Origin of the sequence: Pseudalkalibacillus salsuginis, from assembly GCF_021646685.1 — a bacterium.
GTDB classification, from domain to species: Bacteria; Bacillota; Bacilli; order Bacillales; family Fictibacillaceae; genus Pseudalkalibacillus; species Pseudalkalibacillus salsuginis.
In genome coordinates, this window is record NZ_JAKJHW010000007.1 from 26,917 (window position 1) to 39,330 (window position 12,414).

Sequence of the window (12,414 nt, forward strand, 5' to 3'; positions counted from 1 at the left end):
ACTGCCTGGAGAAAGGCAGTTTAAATTTTCAGGTATTTCGAGCTCCCTTTAATTTATAGGTAAAGTAAGTAAAAACATTGGTAAACAGCAGAAATTTATTGGTAAAACACTCAAAAATGTTGGTAAAGAACTTATAATTCTAATAAGGAATCGGTCAATATAAGGCGAAATTATACACATGAATTATGAAGGGAATGGTTATTTGATTATTAAAAAGAGAACAGTACCTTTGAAACTAAAGAAATTAAAAGCTTTATCACGAAGATTGCCATTAAGTCATCCAAGCAAAGCACTCATTGATAAACAATAAAGATTGGAAGTAATACATAAAGAAATTAAATATGCAAAAAAAGAGGTACGGAAGCTAAGCAGGGTATTGCTTAACTCTGGCATACCTCATAATCTGGACTTATTGACAAAATATAGAATCAGAAAAACAGATGTGATCAAAGGCGTCCATTGTCCAAAATGTTTTCATTTACCCCTTTATAGAGATTGGGGAAAATGGTACTGTAGTGCTTGCAATGATTATTGTCAAGACGCACATATTAATGCACTTGAAGATTATTCACTCTTAATAGGTGATAAAATATCAAACAGGGAAATAAGAGAATATTTAAATGTTTCTTCAGCACAAGTCGTCTATCATTTGGTAAAAGACCTAGGATTTATCTCAACGGAACGTTTCGTAACCGTACCTACATACTCCCACCACCAGAATAATCCTTAAACCTCTAAATGTACGAGCCCGTATTTGGCGGCTGGTTCGTTGCTTTGTTTTGCCCACCATTGATTTCCATAATCAAAATGCCACCATTCCGCAGGATAGTTTGTAAATCCTGAAGAGGTCATCACATGGTTCAGCAGCTGACGATTTTTCAGAAACATTTCCTCTTCTTCACTCAGTTTCCCACCATTGTTTTTCTTTTCTTCATAATAATTCGTCCAGGCTTGTTCAGTGAAATCATCGAACTCCGTCCCCATAGGTAGTGGAACATCATTTTCATCTACAATCGTTACATCTACTGCTCCACCGGTAATATGTGGTGCTGGTGCTTCTTCGTTCTCTGACGGATACGAGACAAAATGGCGTGTCCCTTCTCGAAGCCTCTCCTCAGACCATTCCGGGAATTCTTGGGAAAGCCTCATCAAATAAGTTTCATAGAGTTGCTTTTGAACGGAGGTCGGTCTCCATCCATCCCAGATCAACAGTTTATGTCCATTCGGTAAATTTCGAGCTGCATCAACGAGTTTAATGACTACCTCACCTCGGACATAACAGTCATTCAATGCGCCTGTAAGCCTCATTTCATGATACTTAGGTGCGACAACCAGCAACTCGGTATCAACACTACTTACCGAGATGAGCTCTTCCTTATTCTCTCTGATCGGAACCTTCTTCCAATCTTCAAGCGGCTGAACATGTGGTACGGGATAGTCGTTTCGATTCATTCAGATAGCCTCCATTCTAGGACTACTTTCTTACCTAAATTCACGTTGTAAATATTTTTAAAATTCAGTAAAGTATTCGTTTCCTAGGTATGCTTTTGTTGGTCTATCATACTTCTGCCCTTGTTACAGAGAATTGAAACTTGGTAATGCCAACTTTCCTACAATATACGCATATATCTACTTTCTGCTTAACAGGTCATACTTCCTGCTTTTCCTTTTAAAACTAAGCTTGGCAAAAGCTGAGCCTTAGGTGCTCTCATAGAAGAAAGTATTTTATACTTTCTTTAAATGCACACAAAAAGGACTGACCTTAAAAGTGTCAGCCCCTTATCCATCCAATAATAATTCTTATTGATTGGATCCTATTTTACTTTTCGAACCACCTTTTGCACCACCGCTATGGAGGGCAAACAGGTTTGATTCTACAGAGAATGTCAGTGATTCGCGCTCACGCTCTCTCTTGAGGGCAAGCTGGATCATATCACTCGTCAATTCTTTGAACGACTTGCCTGTCGGCTCCCAAAGATAGAATGAAAGTGATCCAGGAATCGTATTGATTTCATTGACATACACACGATCAGTCGTCTTATCGATCAAAAAGTCGATACGGGAAACACCGGAGCAGCCGAGCGTTTGGAATGTCTCTTTGGCAAGGGCTTGCACCTGGGCAGTCTTTTCGTCAGAAAGAGCTGCAGGGATTTTCCGGTTTGTGCTTTCCATTCCTTTCGAAGCACCACCGCCTTTGGAAGATCCTCCACTTTGGTACTTGTCCTGGTATGTCAGGATATCCTTACTGCTTAATACTTCTTCACAGATCGAACTTTCCGCTTCTTCATAATCACCTAAAACAGAACAGTTGACCTCTTGTAAACTCGTAACCATTTTTTCTGCGACAATCTTATTCGCAAATTCCATCGCCAGTTCAACAGCCTCTTCAAGCTCTTCACGATTGGTCGCCTTGCTGATACCAACGCTTGACCCAAGGTTAGCAGGCTTGATGATAACAGGGTAGTTGAGCTCAGCTTCAATTTTAGCGATAAGCGCTTCCTGTTCGTTCAGCCATTTGGATGAATAGAACCATACATAATCCAGGATCGGTAGGCCTGAATCACGTAAGATCTGTTTCATCATCACTTTATCCATGCCGACTGCAGACGAGAAGACATCACATCCGACATAAGGAATACCGTGAAGCTCGAAAAATCCTTGTAAAATCCCATCTTCTCCGAATGTTCCATGGATCACTGGGAAAGCGACATCTATTCCTGTTATGAGCTTTTTTCCGAACATCCCTGTTGTGTGCCGGTTGATGACAGGGCGTCCCTGATCATCGGTCGTAATCGTGATCCGTTCACATTGTTTCAAGAGATCATTCATGCTTTTATAGTTCTCAATCTCTAACAGTGCTTCCCCCGTATACCAATTTTTATTTTTACCTATATAAATCGGAATCGGCTCATAACGATCACTGTCCATCGCATTGATTGCTTGCAGCGCCGAGATCACTGAAACTTCGTGTTCTACTGAAACGCCCCCAAAGAAGACGCCTACTTTAATTTTCATTATTCCAACCCCTATTCATTAAATGTATCCGGAAGGTCATTTTCAATCAGAACGACCGTTTTTTCTTTTGTGATTTCATTCATTTTCATGATGGCTTCATCCAGATTGCGGGCAATATAATACTGATCTTCTGGATATTGTTCCTCTTTCAAGCCATCCTGTAACGGAACTGTTTGTTTTTTTCCGACCAGAATAATATAGTCACATACACCTGCCGCATGTTGGCCAAGCTTCTTGTTCAGGTTGTACTCTTCTGGCCCCAGCTCGATCATGCCTGGCGTGATCAGCACTTTATATCCTTCCATCTGTCCAAGCACATCAAGTGCCATTTTAGAGCCGACAGGGTTTGAATTGAATGCATCATCAATGATGGTAATATTGGATGAGTGCTTTTTGATCTCCATACGATGCGGTACTGGTGCAATCTTTTTCGATGCGACTTCGATTTTCTTCTCCGGTACCCCTAGCTCAGAGGCTGCAGCAACAGCAGCTAAGATATTATAAACATTATGTTGACCCAACAGCTTCGTTTGGATGTCAATTGCCGTCCCGTCTTTTTTCACAATGCTGAAAGAAGTCCCCTTAGAAGAAAAACTGATATTTTCTGCCCTATAATCCAAATCATCTGCATGGATTCCATAATAGACGATACGGGCCTTACTTTTCGGTGCCCGCCACATAGAGTTTTCATCATCTTTGTTCAAAAAGGCGATTCCATCATCAGGAAGACTGTCAACTAACTCGAATTTCGTCTTTTTGATCGTGTCGAGCGATCCGAACGTTTCCAAGTGCTGCTCCCCAATGGAGGTAATGATTCCGTATTTTTGTTGGGCGATATCACAAACCTCTTGGATGTCATACTCTTGCTTCGCTCCCATTTCCGCTATGAAGTATTTATGGAAAGGTCTTAACATATTACGGATCGTAATCGTGACACCCATCGGCGTATTATAGCTCTCAGGGGTCATCAACACATTTGAATGGGATGAAAGGATCGTGTTCAATATATGCTTCACACTTGTTTTTCCATAGCTTCCAGTAATGCCGATCACTTCAAGGTCCGGTGATTGCCTGATGATACGCTTTGCATCGTTGGCATATCCTTGTGCAATCCTTTTTTCGATCGGTAAGTTGATGGTGTTACCAGCCATGACGACATAGAAGCTGAGTATATTCAATATGACATACACTAGCAATAATGGTACCAACGCCACTTGATTGATCAATCCGAAATAGAAGCCAAATCCAGCAATAATCACAACCAAAAGAATGACGGTTGTCATCAAGCGTTTTACACGTGCAGTGACGACAAGTTTTTTCTTCTCTTTTTCAGTTTCCCTCAATAAGTATAGAATTACATAAAGTCCGATAAATAATAGAATGGCAACATTGTCTAGAAAATCCACAAAAGCGAGCAATACAGTTATTAAAGGAATGAAGTCCCGCTTTCGGAAGACTTTTTTGCGGTTTTCTTTCATCCATTTCTGGAACCGCTCATTCCGATATCCATTTTGTTGCAGCATATGGATTGCTTTGCGGATTCTGGACCAAGTATAGAGGCCCCAGAAAACAACCCCGATCACAAACAAGAAACTAAGCATTCTTCCACCCCTTATCCTTTTCAAGGTAATTATCGATAATTACGAGAAATTCGTTGAGTTTTTCCAAGTATGAATAATGCCCTACACCTTTAAGGACAACCAGGCCGGCATCCGGAATCGCCTTCTCCATGATCTTCGCATCTTCCACAGGAGTCGCAGTATCATTTTCTCCCCAGATCAATAGCGTCGGTGCCTTGATCTCCGGCATGAAACGCTGCAAGTCTTCATTGACGACTTTTACCATCGTCTGCTGCATGACACCGGATGCATTTTTATAATCTGCAGAACCAAGCTTACCCTTCACCTTCGTCAATATTTCTTCTTTATAGTTGCGTAGACCAGGAAGGTTCAGAAGATTTTTAAAGAATTTATACGTATAGACTTTGTAATAATAGCTGAATTTACGCCTCGGTTTTACCCCGGCACTATCGACTAGAATGATTTTATGGACCTTATTGTGTGCGGCATAACGAATGGACACTCTTCCACCAAAAGAATGTCCTACTAAAATTGGATCTTCTATGTTCAAATCATTGATGAATCGGGAAAGCATGTTCGTGTATGCTTCTACATCCCAAGCTTCCGGTGGCTCCTGGCTCTCACCGAAGCCGGGAAAATCAATGGAGTATACTTTAAAATGCTTTTCTAAAAAGTTATGGACAGGTTCGAAACTCTTCAAGCTCGTTCCCCAGCCATGCAGTAAAAGGATGCTTCGCCCTTCCCCTGATACTCGGTAGTTGACGCTTACGCCCCCAATATCTATTTTCATTGATGAAAACGCTCCTTACAACGAATTTATAATTAGTCATTTTTATTTACGTCATCTTATTTATATTATCATACCTTCAGCTTTCGATGACATTCCAATTACCGATTTTCCGCCTAATCACAATATATTTCAATATCCTAAAAAGTGATCCCCAAAACCGATGATCTATATATTCGTTTTACATCTCATTTTCATTCTATATTGTTCGTTCAGATAGTGTCATTTAGGTATGTTTCCTATTTAACTGCAAGGGAATGGAAATATTTTTTAGAACAAGTTCATCTTGTTTTTTGCCCTCAACTGTCCATATGAACCGTTCATAAATGTTTGGTATAATAGAAGAATCTAAATGAAGGAGTGAAGACTATGAGTAAAAGCAACGCTTGGAAAAAGCGGAGAAAGCTGGAGCGTGAAGGCAGACGGAATCCAGGATGGAACCGTAGCGATTTTGCATTGATGGACTTGAGGACACGCAAGACGAAAACGAAGAAAGATAAACTGAATCAGCAGAAACATAAGGACCGATTATCTGACCGTCACTACGATCATGATAACGGCCTTTTGTATACTTCAACCGGCTCTTTTATGTGATCTAAAATCAATCAAAAGTGATGGTCCCTTCTCTTTCTAGCTCGTAAAATCTTCCTGCATACCCCAACACCTTAATATGGAATCGATCGCCTTCAAATTCTGCTTCCATTTCATAGACACAGACCAGACCAAAATCACGTCCATAAGTTGAACCATCTAAAATCTTGTCTTTTTCACTCAACTTATCGAAAAATTTTTCATCATTCATGGTAACTCCATATTTCGAATAAGCATAATCATCAAATTCAGAACTATCTGGTACTGATTCTTTCAAGGAAAAGTAAATTAATGCAAGGACTATTAAAGAAGAAAACAGCCATGACTTCCAGTGCTTCCTCATTTATGAACATCTTTTTCTTATTCTGCCTTCGAATTCTCTTTTTCAACGTTTAAAAAGAGATAAACACACATGCAACTACGACTAGCATCACAATGCCTAAGTAGCGTAACATTTCATAAAATGTACCTATGTAACTGGATTTTTGAGGGTAAACGATCAGAATAAAGAAAAACGAAAGGACAAAGCTATAAACGCCACATTTCACTAAATTTTTTCCAAAGTAAGCACCTCTTACATATATCTAAGTACTTCTGTAATATTTTGAATTTGCGTTATTTCACGCAATTCTTCTGAATTATCTTCAGTAATCCAATATCCTTTTATACCAACAGTACATGCTAATTCCATATCACATTCTGAATCTCCTATGATGATAGAACTTTTCAAATCAATGGAAGGATAGCTTGTTGTTGCTTGATCAATCATACCCTGGTTTGGTTTTATACAAGAAAAGCCTTCACTTCTGCTATGTGGGCAGAAAAAGATATCAAGCACAAAAACTCCAGAATCTTTCAATACCTTCAGCATTTCGTTAGTGATGTTTTCGTATTGCTTTTTTGTAATAATTCTCTCATTAATCAAATACTGGTTGGTAATGATGATGATTTCATATCCCCGGTCTTGAACCTCTTTCATGGTCTCGATCGAACCATCAATGAATTCTGGAGTATGGATTTTGCTCCACTCATGGTCCGGGTAGTCGCGGATAATCGTTCCGTCCCGATCGAAGAACGCAACTTTCATTTAATCCTCTCCCAAGTGCAATTTTCAATGTGCCAAATCAAAATATACTCTCTAGCTTCCCAATTTTCGCCTTTCCTCGTCTATTCTTTCTACATCTATTCGTTGAAACAATGGTTCAATCCTTTTTAGACGTAGCGATTGGAGTTCGACATATTCCCAGGATGGTGCTTCTAGAGCTAATAATTCTTGAATTTTACTAGATGAAAAAGGCAGGAATGGCAATAAGAGATTGGATAGATTTACGATGATCTGCGTGCACGTGTTCAGCGTTATGGCACACCCTGCAGGATCTTCGCTCACCTGTTTCCAGGGCTGCTGTTCGTCGAAATACTTGTTGCTGGTCCGGATGAGTTCGAATATCGTTTCCAGTCCTCGTTTGAATTCTCCTTTTTCAATATGAGTCTCTACTACTTCGTAGGTCTGTTTCACTTTTTCAAGGATTAATGATTCCGGAACTGCCTCAGGGACGATTCCATCAAATGATTTTTCAACGAATTTCAGTGTCCTGTTGACGAAGTTCCCATATGCTCCGAGTAGTTCACTGTTATGGCTGTAGATGAATTCGCGCCATGAAAAATCAGCATCTCTTTGCTCTGGACCATTGATCGTAAGAAAATAACGGATTGAATCTGGATGATAATCTTTCAAAAGATCAGGCACCCATACCGCCCAGTTACGGCTTGTCGACAGCTTCTTCTTTTCGATCGTCAGATATTCACTTGAAATGATATGGTCTGGCAGTTTCAATTCCCCGAGCCCTGACAGAATCGCCGGCCAAATGATCGAATGGAACGGTATATTATCTTTTCCATGTACATAATAGGATTTTGTTTGTGCTTCTCCCCAAAATGTTTTCCAGTCTTTCTCCTGAAGCTCGGCCCACTTTTTGCTCGCCGTCAAATATCCGCTTACAGCCTCAATCCATACATAAATCTTTTTATCTTTAAAACCTTCAAGCGGAACATCCACACCAAGCTCAATATCTCTTGTCGCCGCACGGTCTATTAATCCTTCAGATAAATAGCGTTTCGTAAGGTGGATTGCATTCGGTCGCCAGCCATCTTCTTTTTCAGCTTTTTGTACAAGTTCTTCAAGCTTTTTTTGGAATTTTTTCAATGCAAAATAGAAATGCTCCGTTACTTTTACAATCGGTTTGTTGCCACATAACTTACAAGTCGGCTCCACCAAATCTGCTGGATCTAAGATCGTCGAGCAATGATCACACTGATCACCTCTCGCAGACTCGCCGCACACCGGACAAAAACCTTCTACATAACGGTCCGGTAAAAACTGGCGATCTGTTTCACAATAGCTCTGCTCCACCTTCTTTTTATAGAGGTATCCATTTTCCAGTAGTGACTTGAAAATATACTGCACTTCCTGATGGTGAAAAGGGTCATCAGTGCGGTTGTATAGATCATATGAAAAACCGAGCTCACGGAATGACTTTTCGAATTCCTTATGGTAGCGGTCTGTGATCTCTTTTGGTGAAACCCCTTCCTGCCTGGCACGGATGGCTATCGGTGTGCCGTTACAATCGCTCCCTGAAACATAAAGCACATTCTCCCCTTTCAACCTGTAATAACGAGCCAGTATATCCCCCGGCAACAGACTCGAAATATGACCCAAATGCAGAGATCCATTCGCATATGGCCAAGCTCCTCCAATATAAATGTTCATGTTCATTTCCTCCTTTTTATTAAATCTCAGTGTGAAAAGCGGTTTGTCGCAATACTTCTTGAATTTGTCGCGATTTTCGGGACTCTTGTCGTGATTTTCTTCATTCTTGTCTTGATTTTCTGGTTTTGTGTCGTAATAAAATGAAAAGTTGTCGTGATTTTACTAAAAGCCATAGGTGCTGGCCGAAATAAAAAATCCCCGCCCGAAGACAATTGTCTAAGGACGGGGATCGATTCCCGTGGTACCACCTTTTTTCACTGACCGTTCACACGATCAGCCTCATGAAGTACGGAGTGATCGACTGCACACTCTTATACTCTGGCATTTTTAACGGACGCCAAACCCCGTCACAGCTTACTGGTGCACACGCAGCACGTTCAAAGTGAGATTCAAAGGCCATTTTCAATTCGCCGTTCAACACTTCTTTTCAGAATACCGAAGCTCTCTATGGATAAACGCACGAACCTACTTTCCTCATCAAAATCGGTAACATTATATTTTTCGTTATTATTACAGAATAGTGTGAAAATGTAAAGTGGGTTTTTGCTGAGTCTTTACCTCAAAAGACTTACCTGAGTACCTCGTCTTTCGAATAAATAAAAAAACAAATAACCCTCTAACCAGAGGGCTGATCATTCTATCATACATTTTTGACATGGGATCTCTTTGAAGGCTGGTTCTTGAGAATTCCAATATTGGACCCAGTAAAAGCTTCCATTTGATCCGTTGTTTGTGATGACCTTCTGTACAAAGCTTTCCTCTTTTATCCAGTTGCATTGGACCGAATGTACTTTCGTCGAGCTCGTGTCCAAAACAATAAAATAACCCGTACCTTGTCGCTTAATGTGCTGGAAATCATTTAAGTGCTTGACAAGCCTCATCTCGTCACCACCTAACAATGGATTTACAAAACTAATGGTAGTATTCCCTATTCTTGTCGAAAATCCTTTATTTTCAAAAAAATAAAGGAATTCTTTTTTTAGTACAATTTACGATCGATTTTAGTTCGATAAGAGTGGAAGGCTGACGATTCGCTGATCTTCCGCTTTTCCATCAAGCTATTGAAACGGATGATCTTTTCATTCAGGCGTTTGTTGAGCTCTGTTCTTTCCATGTCATCCCGGCATACAGCAATCAATTCTTCCAGCGTGACCATGTCCTTTTTCAACTGGACTTCAGGAGGTATGAACCCACTGTTTTTCAATATTTTATAACTGATACGAAGTTCATCCGAAACACCTGCAAGGTCGTCCTTCGGAAGAGGCTTCCCTTTTCCAGGCAAGTTATCGAATTCTCCCTTTTGCAAAGCCGCTCTGATCTTTTCTTCTGCAATACCCGCTGAAAAGTCCATGTTATCACCTCACTGAATTTATACTTCTAGTTTACCAAATAATGACTTTATAAACCGTAAAAAAAGCGAAAAGATGCTGAACCTTTGGGACAGTCCAGCTTGCCCTACTACTATTCCATCTTTTTCCTGGAATTAAACACAATGGACCTTTTAGGAAGAAGGATTAAAAAACACTCAAAAGAAAACTGCTGAGTGTTACCGTAGTGGCTCCGGGTGTTGCTGCAGAGTTGTTTTGTTTCATGATCATCGTAGCCTATAACAACTGCGGTCAATTCTTCATTCTGTTCATTGAAAGTTTGCGTCATCCCTGCCGAAAAGAAGCTGCCAGAGAAATATAAGATATTCGTTTCCATCAAAATCACTCTGTTAACGTATACGATGAAGTTTGGATAAGGTTTCTAATGGCTAATGTGTCAGCTTATAGATCTCCTCTAAAACGGGCATTTCTTCTTTTTCCTTATCGGTCACATGATCCCAGAGGATGCCGGTCGGTTTTTCGTAATCACTTTCTGTTTTGATGAATCGCTCATTTGTAGCGATATAATCAACAGTGAGATCATAGGCATCTCTTGGCAGATCATCCGCGACAAGCTGGGTCTCGTGAATAGTCGTGATAACGGGAACAGCAGGATTGCCAAGTTCTCGAATAATCGCATATTCCCGATCTGCATATCCTTCTCCTTTACCGAGTCTTCGTCCATCTTGATGGATGGCAACAGAACCAACGATAATCAAGTCGATGGTCGGCATTTCTTTTAGCGGGATGACTTTTCCGTACGTATGGATATGGCTCAGACTCGCTCCCTTTTTCTCCTCGCCTTCAGGTACCCACTCAGGTTTGACCATGATGAAGCCGTCCTTCAACCGAGGTGTCGGGACAAGCAAGGTCTTCCTATCGATCAAGATCTGTCTTCGGATCGGGAGCTGCGGTGAATCCGGATTCACCTTGACCACATCCGCTTCTTTATATATATCCATATCGGTGACATAAGATGCCGCTTTCTCAGCACCCTTGAAGTTAGGAATCCTTCCCTTCAATGGAAAAGGAAATCGACCCACTTTCTCTTCTGTCATCCGCTCCCATACACGTTTACGTATTTCATCCTTCGTTCCCATCGTCCCTGCCTCCTTGTTTATTTTTCAAAGCGTCTCACCGGGGTCCCTATGTAGAACAATCTTCAAAGGATTCTCTAGCATTTTTGTGAAGCAGTCTTTCCTGTTATCCCGATCTTTATCCGAATAAAGCTTCCCCTGGCTTATTGATGGCCCATTCCCGTACTCGTTTACCAATTTGAAGTTAAAAATCCTTTAAACCTGCTTTCTTCTATCAAACAATGATTTTATCAAACCATAGCATGCCTCACTTATTTTCTTATTTACAACATTTCTAAAATGTGGAACCATTATAGCAAATGGATTCTAGTTCGAAAAAAGTAGGGTGATGGCCATGTTCGCTCCTGATCAATTGAAAAACTTCGAGCCTTTTTCTACAGCACATCTGATCGTTATCTCTATAATGATTTTAACGATTCTGCTCATCTATATGTCCAGAAATGAGCTTAGCAGGAACAAGACTGCAAAACAGGTGATCCGCTGGGGAATTTTCACCATATTGGTTCTCTCAGAGGCAAGCTATCAAATCTGGAGTTTCGCAAATGATGTCTGGGATCCGAGATGGCATCTTCCACTACAGCTTTGTTCTATCAGTTCATTCGCTATCCTCTTCTTACTGTGGAAACCGAGTGAAGCACGTTTCCAAATCGTCTATTTTTTCGCTCTGATCCCGCCATTTTTAGCAATCTTGACACCTGATTTGTTGTATGGGACTCCACATTACCGATTCTTTCAGTTTTTCATCCACCATATTACACTTGTTACTGCCGTTTTCTTTTACCTGATTGTGGAGAAATATGGCCTTAAACGGTTTGCGGTACCCAAAGCTGCATTGTCCATCAACCTCCTGGCACTTCCAATTTCTTATTTAAACAAACAAATCGGAGCGAATTACATGTTTTTAGAAGGTCCTCCTGCAGCGAAAACACCACTCAGCTGGTTTGGAGAAGGATTTTGGTATATTCTCAATCTGGAAATCGTCATGGTCGTTACCTTCACCTTAACCTATCTGCCATTCCCTTTTATCAGAAAACGAAAAACGGACCTGAAAGCATCCAGATAATTAATTTTTAAAGATGTATTTGATCGAAAAGCTGTTCCATAAAAACGGCGGAATGTCTATAAAATCGTTTCTCAAGACTTACCGATTGTCTTTCTTTTCAAATGGTACTAAACTTGTTCTTACAAAAAGTATTTACCACCTTGAATC

11 protein-coding genes, 1 pseudogene and 1 other annotated feature are annotated in these 12,414 nt (G+C 40.5%); of the genes and pseudogenes, 2 read left to right on the forward strand and 10 right to left on the reverse strand.

What is annotated here, in order from left to right; translation table 11 throughout:
• Nucleotides 1-726 precede the first annotated feature (726 nt).
• From L1611_RS16200 to L1611_RS16215, 4 genes are all read right to left on the reverse strand, one after another.
• Complete coding sequence (locus tag L1611_RS16200) at nt 727-1,452, reverse strand: M15 family metallopeptidase (RefSeq protein WP_236314762.1); 726 nt, start codon at nt 1,450-1,452, stop codon at nt 727-729.
• 348 nt (nt 1,453-1,800) lie between these two features.
• Nucleotides 1,801-3,015 carry a D-alanine--D-alanine ligase family protein gene (locus L1611_RS16205; RefSeq protein WP_236314763.1) on the reverse strand — a complete coding sequence of 405 codons (1,215 nt, stop codon included), beginning with the start codon at nt 3,013-3,015 and terminating at the stop codon, nt 1,801-1,803.
• Nucleotides 3,016-3,026: 11 nt separating this feature from the next.
• On the reverse strand, nt 3,027-4,616 hold the full coding sequence (locus L1611_RS16210) for a UDP-N-acetylmuramoyl-tripeptide--D-alanyl-D-alanine ligase (RefSeq protein WP_236314764.1): 1,590 nt from the start codon (nt 4,614-4,616) through the stop codon (nt 3,027-3,029).
• Nucleotides 4,609-5,385 (reverse strand): alpha/beta fold hydrolase, encoded by a 777-nt coding sequence (locus tag L1611_RS16215; protein ID WP_236314765.1) that lies wholly within the window; start codon nt 5,383-5,385, stop codon nt 4,609-4,611. Before L1611_RS16215 ends, L1611_RS16210 begins: the two co-directional genes overlap by 8 nt.
• A gap of 366 nt (nt 5,386-5,751) precedes the next feature.
• Between L1611_RS16215 and L1611_RS16220 the strand changes: the two genes are divergently transcribed.
• Complete coding sequence (locus tag L1611_RS16220; protein WP_236314766.1) at nt 5,752-5,976, forward strand: hypothetical protein; 225 nt, start codon at nt 5,752-5,754, stop codon at nt 5,974-5,976.
• A gap of 7 nt (nt 5,977-5,983) precedes the next feature.
• Here L1611_RS16220 and L1611_RS16225 read toward each other — a convergent pair whose 3' ends face one another.
• The 6 genes and pseudogenes from L1611_RS16225 to L1611_RS16250 all read right to left on the reverse strand — a co-directional run bounded on the left by L1611_RS16225 (nt 5,984) and on the right by L1611_RS16250 (nt 11,207).
• Nucleotides 5,984-6,184 (reverse strand): hypothetical protein, encoded by a 201-nt coding sequence (locus L1611_RS16225; RefSeq protein WP_236314767.1) that lies wholly within the window; start codon nt 6,182-6,184, stop codon nt 5,984-5,986.
• Between the two features lie 363 nt (nt 6,185-6,547).
• On the reverse strand, nt 6,548-7,060 hold the full coding sequence (locus L1611_RS16230; RefSeq protein ID WP_236314768.1) for a D-glycero-alpha-D-manno-heptose-1,7-bisphosphate 7-phosphatase: 513 nt from the start codon (nt 7,058-7,060) through the stop codon (nt 6,548-6,550).
• Between the two features lie 51 nt (nt 7,061-7,111).
• A pseudogene (gene metG / locus L1611_RS16235) lies at nt 7,112-8,785 on the reverse strand (methionine--tRNA ligase); the annotation flags it as partial.
• 170 nt (nt 8,786-8,955) lie between these two features.
• Nucleotides 8,956-9,230: a binding site (T-box leader), on the reverse strand.
• 142 nt (nt 9,231-9,372) lie between these two features.
• Nucleotides 9,373-9,621, reverse strand: a complete 249-nt coding sequence (locus L1611_RS16240) for a hypothetical protein (RefSeq protein ID WP_225066032.1) — start codon at nt 9,619-9,621, stop codon at nt 9,373-9,375.
• Nucleotides 9,622-9,719: 98 nt separating this feature from the next.
• A complete protein-coding gene (locus L1611_RS16245; RefSeq protein WP_236314770.1) occupies nt 9,720-10,091 on the reverse strand; it encodes a DnaJ family domain-containing protein in 372 nt (123 codons plus the stop codon).
• A gap of 405 nt (nt 10,092-10,496) precedes the next feature.
• Complete coding sequence (locus tag L1611_RS16250) at nt 10,497-11,207, reverse strand: 5-formyltetrahydrofolate cyclo-ligase (RefSeq protein ID WP_236314771.1); 711 nt, start codon at nt 11,205-11,207, stop codon at nt 10,497-10,499.
• Nucleotides 11,208-11,538: 331 nt separating this feature from the next.
• On the opposite strand from L1611_RS16250, the gene L1611_RS16255 reads away from it, so the two are divergent.
• A complete protein-coding gene (locus L1611_RS16255; RefSeq protein WP_236314772.1) occupies nt 11,539-12,267 on the forward strand; it encodes a YwaF family protein in 729 nt (242 codons plus the stop codon).
• Nucleotides 12,268-12,414: the final 147 nt, after the last annotated feature.